13 protein-coding genes are annotated in these 19,004 nt (G+C 63.5%); 8 read left to right on the top strand and 5 right to left on the bottom strand.

Features of this window, described 5'->3' with window-relative positions; translation table 11 throughout:
* A partial coding sequence (locus M0954_RS12375) for a DUF3096 domain-containing protein (protein WP_297353499.1) occupies positions 1-76 on the bottom strand: 76 nt, incomplete at its 3' end.
* A gap of 371 nt (positions 77-447) precedes the next feature.
* Between M0954_RS12375 and M0954_RS12370 the strand changes: the two genes are divergently transcribed.
* Positions 448-1,605 (top strand): lactonase family protein, encoded by a 1,158-nt coding sequence (locus M0954_RS12370; protein WP_122154004.1) that lies wholly within the window; start codon positions 448-450, stop codon positions 1,603-1,605.
* 7 nt (positions 1,606-1,612) lie between these two features.
* Here M0954_RS12370 and M0954_RS12365 read toward each other — a convergent pair whose 3' ends face one another.
* The gene (locus M0954_RS12365) at positions 1,613-5,128 is read right to left on the bottom strand and encodes a DNA translocase FtsK (protein WP_297353494.1); all 3,516 of its coding nucleotides are present in this window, start codon (positions 5,126-5,128) and stop codon (positions 1,613-1,615) included.
* A gap of 82 nt (positions 5,129-5,210) precedes the next feature.
* Entirely contained in the window at positions 5,211-5,756 is a 546-nt protein-coding gene (locus M0954_RS12360) for an META domain-containing protein (protein WP_123384507.1), read from the bottom strand.
* A gap of 156 nt (positions 5,757-5,912) precedes the next feature.
* On the opposite strand from M0954_RS12360, the gene purT reads away from it, so the two are divergent.
* From purT to M0954_RS12330, 6 genes are all read left to right on the top strand, one after another.
* The gene (purT, locus tag M0954_RS12355) at positions 5,913-7,127 is read left to right on the top strand and encodes a formate-dependent phosphoribosylglycinamide formyltransferase (RefSeq protein WP_297353492.1); all 1,215 of its coding nucleotides are present in this window, start codon (positions 5,913-5,915) and stop codon (positions 7,125-7,127) included.
* 103 nt (positions 7,128-7,230) lie between these two features.
* On the top strand, positions 7,231-7,443 hold the full coding sequence (locus M0954_RS12350) for a DUF6726 family protein (RefSeq protein ID WP_122154008.1): 213 nt from the start codon (positions 7,231-7,233) through the stop codon (positions 7,441-7,443).
* Between the two features lie 43 nt (positions 7,444-7,486).
* Positions 7,487-7,867 (top strand): MliC family protein, encoded by a 381-nt coding sequence (locus tag M0954_RS12345; protein WP_297353490.1) that lies wholly within the window; start codon positions 7,487-7,489, stop codon positions 7,865-7,867.
* Between the two features lie 199 nt (positions 7,868-8,066).
* Positions 8,067-9,719 (top strand): acetolactate synthase large subunit, encoded by a 1,653-nt coding sequence (locus tag M0954_RS12340; RefSeq protein WP_122154010.1) that lies wholly within the window; start codon positions 8,067-8,069, stop codon positions 9,717-9,719.
* A gap of 94 nt (positions 9,720-9,813) precedes the next feature.
* Complete coding sequence (locus M0954_RS12335; protein ID WP_297353488.1) at positions 9,814-11,250, top strand: aldehyde dehydrogenase family protein; 1,437 nt, start codon at positions 9,814-9,816, stop codon at positions 11,248-11,250.
* Between the two features lie 420 nt (positions 11,251-11,670).
* Positions 11,671-13,140, top strand: coding sequence for a DEAD/DEAH box helicase (locus M0954_RS12330; protein WP_122154012.1), 1,470 nt, complete (start codon positions 11,671-11,673; stop codon positions 13,138-13,140).
* 135 nt (positions 13,141-13,275) lie between these two features.
* On the opposite strand, the gene gluQRS is transcribed toward M0954_RS12330, so the two are convergent.
* Together gluQRS and M0954_RS12320 are read right to left on the bottom strand one after the other, a co-directional pair.
* On the bottom strand, positions 13,276-14,235 hold the full coding sequence (gene gluQRS, locus M0954_RS12325; RefSeq protein WP_297353487.1) for a tRNA glutamyl-Q(34) synthetase GluQRS: 960 nt from the start codon (positions 14,233-14,235) through the stop codon (positions 13,276-13,278).
* Positions 14,236-14,302: 67 nt separating this feature from the next.
* On the bottom strand, positions 14,303-15,166 hold the full coding sequence (locus M0954_RS12320) for a sulfurtransferase (protein ID WP_297353485.1): 864 nt from the start codon (positions 15,164-15,166) through the stop codon (positions 14,303-14,305).
* A 348-nt stretch (positions 15,167-15,514) separates the two neighbouring features.
* Between M0954_RS12320 and dnaE the strand changes: the two genes are divergently transcribed.
* Positions 15,515-19,004 (top strand): DNA polymerase III subunit alpha (gene dnaE / locus M0954_RS12315; protein WP_297353496.1); only part of this gene is annotated, 3,490 nt, incomplete at its 3' end.

The raw sequence follows: 19,004 nt of genomic DNA, 5'->3' as shown, positions 1-19,004 counted from the left end.
GGAGGCGCGGCATGACAAGAATCAGGACACCGGCGATCAGCGAAACAAGCGGGCCCAGGCTGAAGGTGACGTTCATGATGACTCCGGGTGGATGAGACAGGTGTAAGAGGGGATTCTCATCGGGCGGCAGGATGCGCCACCCGCCAGCACCGGAGCGGGGCCCGTGGGCTGCGCGATCCGGCTCGACGCTTTGCTTCTATCTTCTATACTTGGCCCGACAACAAAAACACCTGGAACCGGGCGTCCCTGCACCCGGTGTTCCAGACCGCGTGGCAGACCAGTGACACGATCAAAATCTGATAACCCGATGTCCAGGAGGTCGACATGCATCGTAGTGCCAAAGCCGCTGCAAGCGTTGCGCATCAATCGTTATTTCAGCCTGCCAGGAAGGCCTCATGCGCGCCATCGTCCCGGTCTGCCCGTTCGATAATAAAAGGTTTCGTGCTTATGGTTTCGATTGTCGCTTCACAGGCGTTCGCGCAGGATGCCGGACCCGCACCGGCCGACGGTGTCTACGACATGATCGTCGGCACCTACACGGGCGGCAAGAGCGAAGGAATTTACGTCTACCGGTTCGATACGAAGACGGGCGATGCGACTCCTGTGTCGGTCGCGAAGACGGTCAACCCATCGTATCTGGTCGTGAGCAGCGACCGCCGTCATGTGTATTCGGTCAACGAACTGCCAGGCGACAACGGCCCGGCCTCGCAACGCGGCGGCATCAGCGCATTCGGTTTCGATCCGGCGAGCGGGCAACTGACGTTCCTCAACAAGGTGTCGTCGGAGGGCAATGATCCGTGCTATCTGAAGATCTCGCCGGACGGCAAGTATCTGCTGACGGCGAACTATTCGGTGGCGGCAGACCCCGGCGGCAGCTTCGCAGTGTTCCCGCTGCAGGGGGATGGCCAGGTGGGGCAAGCGGTGTTGACCGTGCATCATGAGGGCGGTGGGCCGGTGAAGGGGCGCCAGGACAACTCGCATGTGCACTCCACGGTGTTCTCGCCGGATGGCCAGTATCTGTTCGCCCAGGACCTCGGCGCGGACAAGCTGTACTCGTATCGCTACACGCCCGATGGCAGCCGGGGGCTCTTCGGACCCACCGAGTGGCGCTATACGGATGTGAAAGCCGGCAGCGGTCCGCGTCATCTGGTGTTTGGGCCGGACGGCAAATACGCGTATCTGACGAGCGAACTGGCGGCGACGGTCACCACGTTCCGCTACGACAACGGCAGGCTGACGCTGCTGCAGGTGTCGCCGCTCACCGAGCACGGCTTCAAAGGGCAGGTGGGAGGATCCGCGATCCATCTGTCGCCGGATGGACATTTCCTCTACGCGACGAACCGCGGCGACGCGAACGAGATCGTGATCTTCGCGGTGGATCCAGCCAACGGTCACTTGAAACTGGTGGGACGCCAGTCGAGCCTGGGTAAATCGCCGCGCGAGTTTGCCATTGATCCGACCGGCAACTGGTTGATCGTCGGCAATCAGAACAGCGATACCGCTTACGTGTTCAGGCGCGACCAGCAGACTGGCTTGCTCGAGGCGAATCCCAAGCGCATCGACATCGGCTCGCCGGTTGATTTCAAGCTGGTATCGCCGTCGTAAGTTTTGCTTACTCGGCGGGTCCCGGCGCGAGTACTTCGCGGCTGCCGTTGATGCCCATCGACGACACGAGGCCCGCTGCCTCCATCTGTTCCACCAGCCGTGCCGCGCGGTTATAGCCGATGCGCAACTGGCGCTGCACCGACGAGATCGAGGCGCGCCGCGTGCGCACCACGAAGGCGACCGCTTCGTCGTAGAGCGGGTCGGCTTCGGCATCGGGCACGTCGCCGAACAGGTCCTGAGTGGCGCCGTCGGAGGTGGGGCCGTCGAGAATCCCTTCCTCGTATTGCGGCTCGCCGAACTGCTTCAGGTACTCGACGATCCGGTGCACTTCCTCATCGGCGACGAACGCGCCGTGTACGCGCTGCGGATAGCCGGTGCCCGGCGGCAGGAACAGCATGTCGCCCTGACCGAGCAGCGACTCGGCGCCCATCTGGTCGAGAATCGTCCGTGAGTCGATCTTCGACGACACCTGGAAAGCGACCCGGGTCGGGATGTTCGCCTTGATGAGACCGGTGATCACATCGACCGAGGGACGCTGCGTCGCGAGGATCAAATGGATGCCAGCGGCTCGCGCCTTTTGCGCGAGGCGGGCGATCAGTTCTTCGATCTTCTTGCCGGCCACCATCATCAGGTCGGCCAACTCGTCGATCACGACCACGATCAGCGGTAGCGCCGCGAGCGGCTCGGGCGCTTCGGGCGTCAGCGAGAACGGGTTGCCGAGCTTCTTGCCATTGGCTTTAGCATCGCGGATTTTCTGATTGAAGCCCGCGAGGTTGCGCACGCCGACGGCCGACATCAGCCGGTAGCGCTTTTCCATTTCGCCGACGCACCAGTTGAGCGCGTTGGCGGCGAGTTTCATGTCCGTGACGACCGGCGCAAGCAGATGCGGAATGCCTTCGTAGACCGACAGCTCGAGCATCTTCGGGTCGATCATGATGAGCCGCACGTCTTCGGGCGTGGCCTTGTAGAGCAGCGACACGATCATCGCGTTGATCGCCACCGACTTGCCCGAACCGGTCGTGCCGGCCACCAGCATATGCGGCGCTTTTGCCAGATCGGCGACCACCGGATGGCCGGTGATGTCTTTGCCCATCGCGAGCGTGAGCATCGAATGCGAGTGCTGGTAGACGTTGGCTTCGAGGATTTCCGACAGCCGGATGGTCTGGCGTTTCGCGTTCGGTAGTTCAAGACCCATGCAGGTTTTGCCGGGGATCGTTTCGACTACGCGGATCGAAGTGAGCCCGAGGCCGCGCGACAGATCCTTCATCAGGCCGACGATCTGGCTGCCGCGCACGCCGAGCGCGGGCTCGACTTCGAAGCGCGTGATCACCGGGCCGGCCGACGCGCCGACTACGGTTACCGGCACCTTGAATTCCTGTAGACGCTGTTCGATCAGCAGACCGGTTTCGGCGAGCTTTTGTTCGGAGACGGGTTCGACATCGGTGTCGGCGCGGGCGAGCAGGTCGAGGGTCGGCAGTTCGACGCGCGACGCGGCCGGGGCGTGGAATTCGAATACGGCTGGCGCATGGCCGCTCACCGGAGGCCGGGGCGCGACGGGTTCGTTGGCCGGTTCGCTGCGTGGCGGCGTGAACGAGGCCGCGGCTGAGGCTGAGGCGATTGGGGTGTCGGATTGGCCTTCGCCGTCATCTTCGCTTTCGGTTTCGCTGATATCCGGGGGAATGCCTGGCGTGGTGCCGTGATCGAAGGGGGTGTCTTCGAAGTCGTCGGCGGTGGCATCGAATGGTGTCTGGCTACCGTGCGATGCGCCGCTCGCGATTCTCCCGACGCTTGTTGCGGCAAAGCCAGGGAAGCGGACCACGTTCGACGGAACGGGGGCCGGTGCCGGTTCGGGTACGACGTGTTCAGGCGCACTCGACGTCTCGGAGCGATGGTCCGCGTCGGTGTCAACTTCCGTCTCCCAGGGCGCCAGCGGCTTGTCGATGACGACGTCGGCGGTCGGCGTGCGTGTCGCGCTTGCCGCGCCTGGGTGGTCGACGTTTGCTGGTGGCGTCGCCACGATGCTGTGGTGGTCGTGCGGGACGGCTTCGATAAATGCCGAGGCTGGCGCGTGCGGTTGCACTTCAAGCGGAGCGGACACCTGTACCGTCATCGATATGTCCACGGGTGCGGCAGGCTCTAGGGACGTCGTGGCCGGTACGCTCACAGCAGCTTCCCTATTGGGCCGCGTGATGGGCGTGTCGACAGGGGGTGCCTTCGATGCTGCCGTCGGATTAACCGCAGGCTCGTCGAGGGGCGTGTCAGCGTCGCTGCTGATGCTGACGGTTTCTGCGCCGCTGCGTCGGGCGAGACTTACGCCTGCGATCGTTGTCCAGCGTGCCGCATTCTCTTCGATGCTGCGCAGCGTTTCCTGCACGCTGGCGGGCGGCGTGACGTGCTCCGTCGTCGCCGCAGGCCGGGAAAAACTTGGTGCGCTCGGCGCGCGCGCGCCGGAAGCAACCGGATGCTGCGGTGTGGGGGCTGCGCCGGCTACTGGCGGCGGCGTTTGGATGGGGGCGGCTGGCGTTGCATTGCGCGGCACCAGCGGCGGCGCGCTGGTGCGCACGGGTGTCGTGAAGGGCTGTATCGACGGCGAGCGGTTCGGGCTCGGCCTTGATCCGCTTGCTGCGTCAGGTATGGTCCGGCTGGCGTCGAACGTCCTCGGGACGCTCGTTGTTGCACCAGCACCAGCTGCGGGTGCCGCCGCAACCCCACTCCGAACCGGTGCCGCACTGCGCACCGCATTGCCTGGCTCGCGCAGCCATCCGGCTGGCGCGACAGGTTCGGTCGCCGCGGTCCGAGCGCCAGCTTGTCTACCCGGTGTGCCGACGCGTGTCGCACCAGCGCTATCAGCCGGCGCCGCCTGACCACGCTGGCCCGTGTTCCTCGCTTGCCGCGCTGCCCCACCAGAGGCCGCGTTTGCGCGCGCCTCCCCCGCTAGCGCATCCTTCGCTCCCACGACGGCACCCGCTGCCGCGCCCGTCCCCGCAGCCGCACCGCGTGCGCCTGCCGACGGCCGCCACACGGTCGGCCGGGCGTAGCGCCCCTTGGTCTTCGGTGCCATCGGATTGGCCGGCGTCGATGCATAAGCGGGCAGCGTGTCGTCGACGCTGCTGCGCCGACGCGCGTCCTCGTCGCGTTTGGCGAGCCCGCGGTTCAAGCCGAGGCCGAGGCCAAATGCACCGTCCGCCCACCGCGCGACGCGGCTCCAGCGAAAACCGATCAGCCACGGCAGGCTGAGAACCAGCACCCCAAGCATGACGAGCGGCGTGCCAATGTGGCCGAGCAGGCGGCCGAAACCCGCCGCCAGGGCATGCCCGAAGCCGTCCGTGCCCACCGTGCCGGGCAGCAAGGCTTCCAGCGTGGCGCTTGCCGCGAACACGCCGACAAAGCCGAGCCAGAGCCGGATCGTGCCGGGCCCGCGCAGGCCGGCGCCGCCTGGCAGCACAGACTTCGCGAGACGCAGCAAGAGAGGGATGAACCAGACGGCCGACGCGCCGAACCAGCCGAAAACTACCGTGTGCATGCTAGACATCAACGAATAATGGATCCGCGAAGACGCAACCCATCGAGTTTAACCGGGGAAGCGTAACGCTTCGAAGACAGCCTCATTTACCGTCGCGCCGTGCGAAAGTCAGCTTGTCGCCGTCTTCGAGGATCAATTGCATTTCCTGCGGCGCGCGCATCTGCACGCCGGTATGGTCGATGTGCGCCAGCGCGTCGAGGTAGTCGCCTTCAATCTGGCCGCCGGGCGTCGAGCACGCCATCCGCGTTCCGGCGAGCGGCCCGAAGCTCACCTTGCCGTCCTTCAGTCCGTAGGTGCCCGTATAGCGGTTACAACCGGAGAACCCGCTGGCGCGCCGCAGGCCGGTGGCGGTCGACAGCGTGAGGGTGATCGGCGCCCCGCTGTCGGCACCCGGGACGGCGCGCATCGTGCCGTCCGCCTGCTTCCAGCCGGTGAGATCCCATGAGGTGTCGTCGAGCAACTGCGTCGCCGCCGGGTTGAACGGGTCGGGCGGCGGAGCCTTGGAATCCGGATGCGTGGGCATCGAGCAGGCGGCCAACAGGGTGGCAACGCCCAGCGCGGCGAAAAGCGGTGCGGGCAGCGCGGCAACGAGACGCGCAACACGTCGCGCTGAAGACGTTTTGATCATGGCGTCGGTCCTCTTCAAACTGGCAAAGGCGTAAGGGTAACGAACTCAGGATGCCGCGCGCGAGCGCTCGTCGCTGCGCGCCCGGTGCAGAGGTTGCGCATGTTAACATTGCTGATCCACCCATTCCATCTCATCCGACATTTTTCTGGAGACCCCATGCAGATCGGCCAACGGATCGGCACCCCGCTTTCGAACTCGGCGACGCGCGTGATGCTGCTCGGCGCGGGTGAGCTGGGCAAGGAAGTGATCATCGCGTTACAGCGCCTTGGCGTTGAAGTGATCGCGGTGGACCGTTATCCGAACGCTCCGGGTCATCAGGTCGCGCATCGCGCCCATGTGATCGACATGACCGACCGTGCCGCATTGCGCGCGCTGGTCGAACAGGAGCGGCCGCATCTGATCGTGCCGGAAATCGAAGCCATCGACACCGACGCGCTCGCTGCCATCGAGTCCGACGGTCTCGCCGAAGTGATTCCCACCGCGCGCGCAACGCAACTGACGATGAACCGTGAAGGCATCCGGCGTCTCGCGGCCGAAGAACTCGGCTTGCCGACTTCGCCGTACGCGTTTGCGGACTCGCTCGAGGAACTGAAGGCGGGGATCGCGAAAGTCGGCTACCCGTGCGTCGTGAAGCCGGTGATGTCGTCGTCGGGCAAGGGCCAGTCGGTGCTGAAGAGCGACGCCGATGTCGAACCGGCATGGCAGTACGCGATGGCCGGCGGCCGCGTCAATCATGGGCGCGTGATCGTCGAAGGCTTTATCGACTTCGAGTACGAAATCACCCAGTTGACGGTGCGCGCTATCGATCCGGCAACGGGCACGACGAGCACGTATTTTTGCGATCCGATCGGCCATGTGCAGGTCGCGGGCGACTATGTCGAATCCTGGCAGCCGCAGCCAATGAGCCCGGTCGCGCTTGAGCGTTCTCGCGAGATCGCCCACAAGGTTACCGAGGCGCTCGGCGGCCGTGGCCTGTTCGGCGTGGAACTTTTCGTGCGTGGCGATGACGTATGGTTTTCGGAAGTGAGTCCGCGTCCGCATGACACCGGACTCGTTACGCTGTGCTCGCAACGTCTCTCCGAGTTCGAACTGCATGCGCGGGCGATCCTCGGTTTGCCGGTCGATACGTCGCTGCGTGCGCCAGGCGCATCGGCCGTTATCTACGGCGGCCTGGATGAAACCGGCATCGCGTTCGAAGGCGTCGCTGCGGCGCTGGCCGTGCCCGATGCCGATCTGCGGCTGTTCGGGAAGCCTGAGAGCTTCGTCAAGCGGCGTATGGGTGTGGCGCTTGCCACCGGCGCGAATACCGACGAAGCCCGGGCACGGGCGAAGCAGGCCGCCGCCGCGGTGCATCCGGTGTCGGCGAAGTAAGCAGGGACGCGCCTTACCTGTCGCAGTGAGCCGCAGTGACTAGCACGCCACGCATCCCGCAGGCGCGCATGTAGTTGAAGTATTGAAGGCAGGAGCAGTACCCATGAAGTCAGACACCCGCAAGATTGAGCGGCTTCGCCGGATGGGCCGCCTCGGCGCGCTGGGCGTGCTGGTAGCGCTGTGCGCGGGGTTGGCAGGTTGCGGTCTCGCCGCCGCGCCGTGCCGCGTCGCTTCTGCCGGATTGAAAATCGTGCCGGTGGTCGGCCACGTCGCGGCGGCGCCGACCGACGCGTGCGCCGATGTCATCGATCCCTGAACGGCAACCCTTCCAGACGGCTAACAGCCAGGAGAGGAATCCAATGAGGAAATGGCTCGTTGCGGCAGTGGGAGCGCTGGCTGGGCTCCTGGGTATGGCGGGGTCGATCGCTACGGTCTCGGCGGCGCCGTTGAGTCTCTCTCAGATTCAGCCGAAAAACCCGCAGACCCACAAATACACCTGCGCTACCGGCAAAATCCTCCAGGTTACCTACTGGAACGCAGTGAATGGGCAGAGCTTCGCGCTCGTACCCGTCAAAGGCCAGTCGATGCTGTTCGTCAACACGCTCTCGGGTTCTGGTGCGAAATACCAGGCCGGCAGCTATACCTGGTGGACCAAGGGCCCGCGCGCCGATCTGTACGATGCGACGGCGGGCGAGAACGCGCCGCCGATTCTGTCGGACTGCGTGACGATCGTGCGCTAGAGCCCGACAGCCTGACCGTCAGGCCGCATCACCCCGAGCCCGCGCCCATCTGCGCGCAGATTTTTCTCTCAGGTAGTAAGCTGTTCGACGCGCCCACCGGTTTCCGCGTGGCCGCGCCTGTCATCGTCTTCGATCACCCGTTCCCGGATCCCACTGCGTGGGCGTGCCGTCCGCGCTCGTTCGTCAAGCGAGACTCTCAATGAAAGCATCGGATCTGTTCGTGAAGTCGCTGGAAGCCGAAGGTGTCGAATATATCTTCGGCATCCCAGGGGAAGAAAATCTCGATCTCCTCGAGTCGTTGCGCCGCTCCAAAATCAAGCTGATTCTCACCCGCCACGAGCAGGCGGCCGGTTTCATGGCTGCGACATACGGGCGTCTGACGGGGCGTACCGGCGTCTGTCTGTCGACACTCGGGCCGGGCGCCACCAACTTCGTCACGGCGGCGGCGTATGCGCAGCTAGGCGCGATGCCGATGCTGATGGTCACCGGACAGAAGCCGATCAAGACCAGCAAGCAGGGGCATTTTCAGATTGTCGACGTGGTGCGGATGATGGAGCCACTCACCAAGTACACACGGCAGATTGTCTCGATCGGCAATATCCCGGCGCTGGTGCGGGAGGCGTTCCGTCAGGCCGAGGAAGAGCGCCCCGGCGCGACGCATCTGGAGTTGCCTGAGGACGTTGCGGACGAAGAGGGCGACGGCAAGCCCATTCCCAAGAGCTTCAGCCGCCGTCCGGTTGCGGAAGAGAAGGCGGTCGCGCGGGCGGTCGAGGCGATTACGAGCGCCAAGCATCCGCTGCTGATGATCGGCGCGGGCGGTAATCGCAAGACCACCACCAAGATGCTGCGCGAGTTCGTCGACCAGACAGGCATTCCGTTTTTCACGACGCAGATGGGCAAGGGCGTGATCGACGAATCGCATCCCATGTGGCTCGGTAACGCCACGCTCTCGGACGGCGATTTCGTGCACCGCGCCATCGACCACGCGGACTGCATCATCAACGTGGGCCACGACGTGATCGAGAAGCCGCCGTTCTTCATGCGCGGCACCGATTCGCACGAGAAGACCGTGATTCACGTGAACTTTCTCGGCGCCGAAGTCGATCCGGTGTATTTCCCGCAGATTGAAGTGGTGGGCGATATCGCCAACGCGGTGTGGCAACTGAAGGAAAGCCTGAAGGAGCGTCAGGAGCATTGGGACTTTGCGCGCTTCAAGGAGATCAAGCAGCACTTCGAGGAGCATCTGGCCAAAGGTCAGAACGACAGCCGTTTCCCGATGTACCCGGTGCGGATCGTCCACGATGTCTACGAGACGACGCCGGTCGACGGCATCGTGTGTCTGGACAACGGCATGTACAAGATCTGGTTCGCGCGTTACTACCGCGCCCACGAGCCGAATTCGCTGCTGCTCGACAACGCGCTCGCCTCGATGGGCGCGGGGCTGCCGTCGGCGATTGCGACCAAGATCGTGCACCCGGATCGCAAGGTGATGGCCGTGTGCGGCGACGGCGGCTTCATGATGAACTCGCAGGAGCTCGAGACAGCGGTGCGTCTGAAGCTCGATCTGGTGGTGCTGATCCTGCGCGACGATGCATTCGGGATGATCCGCTGGAAGCAGGAGAACATGAATTTCCCCGACTACGGGATGACGCTGCGGAACCCCGATTTCGTGGCCTACGCCGAGAGCTATGGGGCCAAGGGGCATCGCATTTCGTCGGCGGACGAGTTCGCGCCGTTGTTGCGCGAATGCTTTACGACGCCGGGCGTGCATGTGATCGACCTGCCCATCGACTATTCCGATAACGAGCGGGTGCTGAACCGGGAGATCAAGCGTCTGAGCGCGCAACTCTGAGCGCAAGCGGGGCATGCGGTTTGCTGCGTAGCTGCGTTTGCTACATGCCCCGCTCGAACAGGCGTGGACCTGATCGCATCAAGGAGAACGTGTCATGTTGAAAAAGACTTACCCGTACTACCTGGCGAATGTTGCGGTTGCAGCCAATACCGATCTCGAAGTCACGGACAAATTCAGTGGCGAGGTCGCCACGCGCGTCGCTATGGCCGACGCTGCGGCGATCGACAAGGCTATCGGTCTCGCCGTGGAGGCGATGCCCGCGCTGCGCGCGTTCCCGCCGTTCAAGCGCCAGGCGGTGCTCGAACACTGCGTGAGCCGTTTCCGCGAGCGCTACGACGAACTGGCGATGGCGCTGTGTATCGAAGCCGGCAAGCCGATCAACGATTCGCGCGGCGAAGTCACGCGGTTGATCGATACGTTCAAGGTCGCCGCGGAAGAAGCCGTGCGCATCGACGGCGAAATCATCAATCTGGAGATTTCGCCGCGCGCGAAGGGCTATCACGGCTATGTGAAGCGTGTGCCGATCGGCCCGTGCTCGTTTATCTCGCCGTTCAATTTCCCGCTCAACCTGACCGCGCACAAAGTGGCGCCGGCGCTGGCCGCGGGCGTGCCGTTCGTGCTAAAGCCGGCCAGCCGCACACCGGTCGGGGCGCTGATCATGGGCGAGATTCTCGCGGAAACGGATTTGCCTAAGGGCGCGTTTTCGATTCTGCCGGCGCATCGCGATGGCGCTGACCTGTTCACCACCGACGAGCGCTTCAAGCTGCTGTCCTTCACCGGTTCGCCCGCCGTGGGCTGGGAGCTGAAGCGCAAGGCTGGCAAGAAGAAGGTGATTCTGGAGCTGGGCGGCAACGCGGCGGCGATCGTCGACGGCGATCAGGGCGGCAAGCTCGATTACGTGGTCGACCGGCTCGCGTTCGGCGCGTTCTATCAGTCGGGACAAAGCTGTATTGGCGTACAGCGGATTCTGGTGCATTCCAGTATTTACGATGCGCTGCGCGAGAAGCTGATTGCGAAGACGCGCTCGTTGATCATGGGCGATCCGAAGAACGAGAAGACGTTCGTCGGGCCGATGATTTCAGAGTCGGAGTCGAAGCGCCTCGCCGGCTGGATGGAGAGCGCGGTGCTGGACGGCGCCAAGATCGCGGCCGGCGGTAAGGTGGAAGGCGCGATGTTCGAGGCGACGCTACTCGAAGACGTGAAGCGCGATTCCGACCTCTATCGCAAGGAGGCGTTCGGCCCGGTGGCGATTCTGGAGCGCTTCGACGATTTCGATGCGGCGCTCACGACCGTCAACGATAGCGACTTCGGCCTGCAGGCCGGGATATTTACCGATTCGCTCGCCCATGCGCACCAGGCGTGGGACCGTCTGGACGTGGGTGGCGTCGTGATCAACGACGTGCCGTCGTTCCGGGTGGACAACATGCCGTACGGCGGTGTCAAGGATTCCGGGCTCGGGCGTGAGGGTGTGCGCTACGCGATCGAGGATATGACCGAACTGCGGCTTATGGTGATGCGCGAGACGTGGTGATCGGGTGGTGAGAGTCGCTGTGGAGGGGCGCGTAGGGATGGCGGCGCGGCCCCTTCCGGCTTACATTTGTCATACGTTTGCGGGGCTTTTGCCGCAGTCCGCTCCCGCTCGACGGGCTGTCACAGGACTGTCGCCTGCGTACCCTAGTCTGTGCGGGCTTGTAGCCGTTCCCGACGCTCTTCCGCTCCGCTTTCCGGGGTGCGAGCAGAAAGCGGGCGCATGCGCCATGAGTGTTTTTGCTGAAGTGCTACAATACCGGCCTTTCCGGCGGGTGTTTCCGTCGGCCGGAGCCGGCTGCATCCTTCCCTGTCTACATCGGGTCTCGTGCGGCACGCCGTGGCTCCGCTTCATCCTGATGCCCTTCGCGGCCCCGGCCGCTGCCGCGCCCCCCGCGCAGGCGCATTTTTAGCGAAAGCCACCATGTCCGACATAGCCGTCACCCCCGCTACCGCGACCTTTGACCAGTTTGGCCTCGCGCCCGACATCCTGAAAGCCATTGTGGAGCAGGGCTACACGACGCCTACACCGATCCAGGAGCAGGCGATTCCCGTCGTCCTGTCGGGTCGCGACGTGATGGGCGCCGCGCAAACCGGCACCGGCAAGACCGCGAGTTTTTCGCTGCCGATCATCCAGCGTCTGCTGCAGCATGCGAGCACCAGCGCGTCGCCGGCCCGCCACCCGGTGCGCGCCTTGATTCTTACGCCGACTCGCGAGCTAGCCGACCAGGTGGCCGCCAACGTGCACGCGTACGCCAAGCATACGGCGCTGCGCAGCGCGGTGGTGTTCGGTGGTGTGGATATGAACCCGCAGTCCGATCAGCTGCGCCGCGGCGTCGAGATTCTGATCGCCACGCCTGGGCGTCTGCTCGATCACGTGCAGCAGAAGACGGCCAACCTGGGTCAGGTGCAGATGTTGGTGCTGGACGAAGCCGACCGGATGCTCGATATGGGCTTCTTGCCGGATTTGCAGCGCATTCTGAATCTGCTGCCGAAGGAACGTCAGACGCTGCTGTTTTCGGCGACGTTCTCGGGTGAGATCAAGAAGCTGGCGGCGACGTATTTGCGGAATCCTCAGACTATCGAAGTGGCGCGTAGCAATTCGACGGCTACAAATGTTACCCAGACGGTTTATGAAGTGGCCGAAGGGGATAAGACTGGTGCGGTAGTGCAACTGATTCGTGAGCGCGGTCTTAAGCAGGTTCTTGTGTTTTGCAACAGCAAGATTGGGGCTAGCCGTCTTGCGCGCAATCTCGAGCGTGACGGGGTCGTGGCTACGGCGATTCACGGCGATCGCACGCAGAATGAGCGGATGCAGGCTTTGGAAGCGTTCAAGCGCGGTGAGATTGAGGCGCTGGTTGCTACTGATGTTGCCGCGCGTGGGCTTGATATTGTCGAGCTGCCGGCTGTGATTAACTTCGATCTGCCGTTTAATGCCGAAGATTATGTGCATCGGATCGGGCGCACGGGGCGTGCCGGGGCTTCGGGGGATGCGCTTTCTTTGTGTAGCCCCAATGAGCGCAAGCAGCTTGCTGATATTGAGAAGTTGATCAAGCGGCCGCTTGATGTGCAGCGGCTTACTGTTGAGGTGCCTGCGCGGCATCATCATGAGGAGCGGGCGCCGCGGCGTGAGCGGGATGATCGCGGCGGTGCGCGCCGCCGGGCTGGGGCGCCGGGCGCAGGTGCAGGGTCTTCTTCGTTTGAGCGGCCCCATCATCATCGGCAACAGCCTGTCGATGATTTCTTTTCCAAGCCATATGAGCCTTCGCCTTCGGCTAGCCGGAAGATTGATGAGGCGGATGAGGTTGCTGCTGCGCAGAAGCCGGTTTCGAAGCAGCCGTTGGCTGCGCTGTTGGGTGGGTTTGGGATGCCGCGGCGGACGACTTCGTCGTAAGGGTTTGTTTTTGCCTTTTTCGCGCTGCGGGTTGGTTGTTGCTCCTCGGGCGTTGGCCTTTCCTTGAATTTTTAGTGGTTTGCTGGCGTTGCCCCCGTGCGGGGCGGCACCTCGCCGTTGGGTTGGGCCGCAGTACTAGCGCGTTCTCGTCCTACCCATCGATTCGATTCGCCTCGCCCATGCAGATGTTGCTGCGTCATAGAACGCTCCCAGCGATTCGTGGCGCTCGTTGCTCATATGCAGCTCTAGATGCGCCGCCGCCGCGTAAAGCGCGTCCAACGGATGGCTGGTGTCCAACGCTGTCGCGCCGGTTTGCTTGCTTAATTTATCGCCTTCGCTGTTTGTGACTACAGGGATGTGCAGGTAGGACGGTGCCGGTATGCCCAGGCAACGCTGCAGATAGATTTGTCGCGCCGTCGAATCCAACAAGTCTGCGCCTCTGACGATGTGCGTAATTCCCGCGTCAGCGTCGTCTACTACCACCGCCAGTTGATATGCCCACTGGTCATCCGCGCGTCGCAATACGAAGTCGCCTACTTCAGTCGCCAGATTCTGCGTCTGAAAGCCCTGCCAGCGGTCGTCGAATGCGATCGTCGCAGAGCCTCTTTCAGTTCGTCCTGCGGCGCTTCCCGCCGCGTCTTCTCCCGCATTCTTTTCGTCATCCCCATCCGGCACGCGCAGCCGCCACGCGCGGGCGGGTTTGCCGTGCAGGCCGTTGCGGCATGTGCCAGGGTAGGCGAGTGTGGTGTTGCGGGCGTGGACGTTCAGCAGAGAATCGCTGATCTCTTTGCGTGTGCAGCCGCATGGATACACAAGACCGGCGGCCAGCAATTGGTCCAGCGCCTGCTGGTAGCGTGCTGTGCGCTCGCTTTGCCAGATGGGCGGTTCGTCCGCATGCAGGCCGAACCGGTCGAGCGTCGTCAGGATGTCCTCGGCCGCGCCTGGTACCGTGCGCGGTCCGTCGATGTCCTCGATTCGCACCAGCCACACGCCATCGTGCGCGCGCGCATCCAGCCAGCTCGCAAGAGCGCCCACGAGCGAACCAAAATGCAATGGCCCAGTGGGAGAGGGGGCAAAACGGCCGCGGTAATTCATGTTCTGGTTCTCGATCCAGTGCCGTTTTCGCGCGTGTCCCGCTGCCTGCCCGTTGCCGCCGCGACTGTCAGGCCGCACGCACGGCGTTTCGATCCGGATGGCATTCGGGACACGTCTTGCCCGGGACGTACAGCGGCGACTGTTGAGCCTCCGGACTCACCACTGCGCGGCAGCCAAAGCATTGTGCCGTCGCTGTCGGTTTCAGCTCGGGGTCCAGCGCCGTGCGGTAGTCAAACACGAAACACTCGCCGTGGTAATGCGCGCCGCCCACTTCTTCGAAATACTTCAGGATGCCGCCCTCGAGCTGGTACACATTCTCGATACCTACTTCCTTCATGTGGATCGCCGCCTTCTCGCAACGAATCCCACCGGTGCAGAAGGACACCACCGTCTTGCCTTCCAGGTCCGCGCGGTTCTGCTCGATCACCGCCGGAAACTCGCTGAATTTGTTGATGCGATAGTCAAGTGCGTCGTCGAATGTGCCGACGTCCGCTTCGAACGCGTTGCGCGTGTCCAGCATCACGACCGGGCGGCCTTCGTCGTCATGGCCGCGGTCGAGCCAGGCCTTCAGCGTCGGTGCATCCACGAACGGCGCGCGGCCCAGTTCCGGCCGGATTGCCGGCTTCTTCATGGTGATGATCTCGCGCTTCAGTTTCACCAGCATGCGGCGGAACGGTTGCTTCTCCGACAGGCTCTCCTTGAACTGCAGGTTCGCAAACTTGCCCTCGAACAGCGGGTCGTGGCGGATGTAGTCGATAAATCCCTGCGCCGCTTCCTGCGTGCCTGCGACGAACAGGTTGATGCCCTCGGGCGCGAGCAGGATCGTGCCGCGCAGGCCGAGTGCGTTGCACCGCTCAGTGACGAGCGGGCGCCACTCGGCAGTCGCTTCGAGGGTCTCAAATTGGTAGGCGGCGAGATTGACGATGCTCATGATGGTCCAGCGGTAAAAAAGTGGCCCGGCGGCGCTCCAAACGCACGTGCGGCCTCAGAGAGCCGCGTGCGTGGCGCGGCCACGGCAAGTTGGGCGAAACCCGTATTATCCCTCAACCGGCCGGGTTACCCGAGTCGGCCAGATGGCTATCGGGTTGCGGTAGCGCAAGGCGCGGCTGAATTGTCCCGGGCAGATCGCGTTTCATGCCCTGCAATTGGTGCCGCGCCGGCGGCTCGTGGGCTTGTCAACGGCTGGCGCCGCGGTGGCCTTGGGTCGAGCGGCTGTCTCCCCTGGCCGGATGGCTAACGCGTCTGTTTGCTCTCAAATCTTCGGAAGGGTGGAGTTACAATAACGCCCATGTCAGATCCTCGCTTCGTTCATCTCCGCGTTCACTCCGAATTCTCGATTGCCGATGGCATCGTGCGCCTTGACGACATCGTCGCGGCTGCGGCCAAAGACGGTCAGGGCGCGCTCGCGCTTACCGACCTCGGCAACGCCTTCGGCCTCGTCCGCTTCTACAAGGAAGCCCGCGGCAAAGGGGTCAAACCCATCGCCGGCTGCGACGTCTGGATAACCAATCCCGATGACCGCGACAAGCCCTCGCGCCTGCTGCTTCTGGTTAAAGACAAGCGCGGCTATCTGAACCTGTGCGAGTTGCTCACCAAGGCGTGGCTTACCAATCAGTATCGCGGTCGCGCCGAGGTCGAGGCTGGCTGGCTCGAAACCGGGCTCGGTGAAGGGCTGCTCGCTCTGTCCGGCGCGCAGCAAGGCGATATCGGTATGGCGCTCGCGGCCGGTAACGAAGAGGCCGCGAGGCGCAACGCGCAACACTGGGCCAAGGTTTTTCCGAACGGTTTCTATATCGAGTTGCAACGCTGCGGTCTGCCTGGCGGCGACGCCTACGTGCAGCAGGCAGTGACGCTCGCGGCATCGTTGAAGCTGCCGGTAGTCGCCACCCATCCGCTGCAGTTCATGACGCCCGACGACTTCACCGCGCACGAAGCGCGCGTGTGTATTTCGGAAGGCGACATGCTCGCGAATCCGCGTCGCCAGAAGCGCTTCACGACAGAGCAGTATTTCCGCACGCAAGAGGAAATGGCTGCATTGTTCGCGGATATTCCGTCGGCGCTTGCCAACACCGTTGAGATTGCGCGCCGCTGCAACCTGACGCTCGAACTCGGCAAGCCAAAGCTGCCGCTGTTCCCGACGCCAGACGGCATGTCGCTCGACGACTACCTCGTGCACCTCTCGAAGGAGGGGCTGGAAAAGCGCCTCGAGCAGTTATACCCGAACGAGGCCGATCGCGAGGCACAGCGCGAGACGTACTACAAGCGTCTCGAATTCGAGTGCGGCACGATCGTCAAGATGGGCTTCCCAGGCTACTTCCTGATCGTGGCGGACTTCATCAACTGGGCCAAGAACAACGGCGTGCCGGTTGGGCCTGGCCGGGGTTCAGGCGCAGGCTCGCTGGTCGCCTATGCGCTCGGTGTGACCGACCTCGATCCGCTGCGCTACAACCTGCTGTTCGAACGTTTCCTGAATCCGGAACGGGTGTCGATGCCTGACTTCGACATCGACTTCTGTCAGCACGGGCGTGATCGCGTCATCCAGTACGTGAAGGAAAAGTACGGCGCAGACGCGGTATCGCAGATCGCTACCTTCGGCACGATGGCGGCAAAGGCCGCCGTGCGCGATATCGGCCGCGTGCTCGATCTCGGCTATATGTTCACCGATGGCATCGCCAAGCTGATTCCGGTCAAACCCGGCAAGCACGTCACGATTGCCGACGCGATGAAGGAAGAGCCGCTGCTGCAGGAGCGCTTCGACAACGAAGACGAAGTGCATCAGCTGATCGAACTCGCGCAGCGCGTGGAAGGCTTGACGCGTAACGTCGGCATGCATGCGGGCGGGGTGCTGATCGCGCCCGGCAAGCTCACTGACTTCTGCCCGCTCTACACGCAGGGCGACGAAAGCGGCGTCGTGAGCCAGTACGACAAGGACGACGTGGAAGCGGTTGGCCTGGTCAAGTTCGACTTTTTGGGTCTCACCACGCTGACGATCCTTGATTGGGCCGAGCGCTATATCCGCAGGCTCGATCCGTCGAAGCAGGACTGGTCGCTCGCGCAAGTGCCTCTGGACGATCCGGCTTCGTTCACGATCCTCAAGAAGGCCAACACGGTCGCCGTGTTCCAGCTGGAAAGCCGCGGCATGCAAGGCATGCTGAAAGACGCGCAGCCCGACCGCTTCGAAGACATCATCGCGCTCGTGGCGCTCTACCGTCCGGGCCCGATGGACCTGATCCCGAGCTTCTGCGCCCGTAAGCACGGCCGTGAAGTGGTGGAGTATCCGGACCCGCGCGTCGAGCCCATCCTGAAAGAGACCTACGGCATCATGGTCTATCAGGAGCAGGTGATGCAGATGGCGCAGATCATCGGTGGCTACTCGCTCGGTGGCGCTGACTTGCTGCGTCGCGCAATGGGTAAGAAGAAGGCCGAGGAAATGGCCGAGCACCGCGCGTTGTTTCGCGACGGCGCGGCCAAGAATGGCCTGACCGGCGAGAAAGCCGACGAAATCTTCGACTTGATGGAGAAGTTCGCCGGCTACGGCTTCAACAAGTCACACGCGGCTGCGTATGCGCTGCTCGCGTATCACACCGCGTGGCTGAAGGCGCACCATCCGGCCGAATTCATGGCAGCGAATATGTCGCTCGCCATGGACGATACCGACAAGGTCAAGATCCTGTTCGAAGACTGCATCACGAACAAGATGGCCGTTTTGCCGCCGGACATCAATCTGTCCGCGTATCGCTTCGAGCCGGTTGCGGAAGCCGACGGCAAGCGCTCGAAGACGATCCGTTACGGCCTGGGCGCAATCAAGGGCAGCGGTCAAAATGCGATCGAAGAAATTCTGCGGGCGCGCGAAGAAGGGCCGTTCATCGATCTGTTCGACTTCTGCAACCGCATCGACCGCCGGGTCGTCAACCGTCGTACGGTGGAAGCGCTGATCCGCGCCGGGGCATTCGACGCGCTGCATGCGAATCGCGCGCAGTTGATCGCGTCGGTGTCGCTGGCCATGGAAGCCGCCGATCAAGCCAGCGCCAATGCAATGCAGGCGGGCCTGTTCGACATGGGCGACGCGCCGTCGCAAGGTCATGAACTGGTCGACGAACCCGAATGGGCGGAAAAGAAGAAGCTGCAGGAAGAGAAGGGTGCGCTCGGTTTCTACCTGTCGGGCCACCTGTTCGACGCCTACAAGGACGAAGTGCGCCGCTTCGCGCGCCAGAAGATCGGCGAGCTGAAGGAAGGGCGCGACAAGCTGATCGCCGGCGTGATCGCGTCGATGCGTACGCAGATGACCCAGCGCGGCAAGATGTTGATCGCGCTGCTCGATGACGGCACGGGTCAATGCGAAGTGACGGTCTTCAATGAGACATTCGAAGCGCACAAGCAGCTCTTCAAGGAAGACGAGTTGCTGGTGGTGCAAGGCCAGGCGCGCAACGACGCATTCACTGGCGGCCTCCGCTTCACCGTCGAGACTGTGATGGACCTCGGCCGTGCACGTTGCCGCTATGCAGAGGCGGTCAAGGTGCAGATGAATGGCAACGCCGACGCGCTTGCGCTGCGTCGCGTGCTGGAAGCGCATAGCGCCGGGGCTGATGAACCGCAGGCGGCACAGGTGCCCGCCGCAGCGCCAGCGCGCGGTGGTGGCGGAGGTGGTTTCGGTGGCGGTGGTGGCCGCAACGGCGGCGGCTTCGGTGGTGACGGTGGCCGTCAACGCCAGCCGGTACAGATCCCGAACGGATTGGCGGTGCAGATCGTCTATCGCAGCGAGAATGCCG

The sequence above is a fragment of the Paraburkholderia sp. genome (assembly GCF_026225065.1).
Classification (GTDB): Bacteria; Pseudomonadota; Gammaproteobacteria; order Burkholderiales; family Burkholderiaceae; genus Paraburkholderia.
This window is presented reverse-complemented; position numbering and strand designations above follow the sequence as displayed.

Excerpts from the sequence above, each read along its gene's own strand:
- purT (WP_297353492.1), top strand. The coding sequence starts at position 5,913 with ATGCAGATCGGCCAACGGATCGGCACCCCGCTTTCGAACTCGGCGACG.
- M0954_RS12345 (WP_297353490.1), top strand. The coding sequence starts at position 7,487 with ATGAGGAAATGGCTCGTTGCGGCAGTGGGAGCGCTGGCTGGGCTCCTG.
- M0954_RS12350 (WP_122154008.1), top strand. The coding sequence starts at position 7,231 with ATGAAGTCAGACACCCGCAAGATTGAGCGGCTTCGCCGGATGGGCCGC.
- M0954_RS12340 (WP_122154010.1), top strand. The coding sequence starts at position 8,067 with ATGAAAGCATCGGATCTGTTCGTGAAGTCGCTGGAAGCCGAAGGTGTC.
- M0954_RS12320 (WP_297353485.1), bottom strand. The coding sequence starts at position 15,166 with ATGAGCATCGTCAATCTCGCCGCCTACCAATTTGAGACCCTCGAAGCG.
- M0954_RS12330 (WP_122154012.1), top strand. The coding sequence starts at position 11,671 with ATGTCCGACATAGCCGTCACCCCCGCTACCGCGACCTTTGACCAGTTT.
- M0954_RS12335 (WP_297353488.1), top strand. The coding sequence starts at position 9,814 with ATGTTGAAAAAGACTTACCCGTACTACCTGGCGAATGTTGCGGTTGCA.
- M0954_RS12365 (WP_297353494.1), bottom strand. The coding sequence starts at position 5,128 with ATGCACACGGTAGTTTTCGGCTGGTTCGGCGCGTCGGCCGTCTGGTTC.
- M0954_RS12360 (WP_123384507.1), bottom strand. The coding sequence starts at position 5,756 with ATGATCAAAACGTCTTCAGCGCGACGTGTTGCGCGTCTCGTTGCCGCG.
- M0954_RS12370 (WP_122154004.1), top strand. The coding sequence starts at position 448 with ATGGTTTCGATTGTCGCTTCACAGGCGTTCGCGCAGGATGCCGGACCC.
- gluQRS (WP_297353487.1), bottom strand. The coding sequence starts at position 14,235 with ATGAATTACCGCGGCCGTTTTGCCCCCTCTCCCACTGGGCCATTGCAT.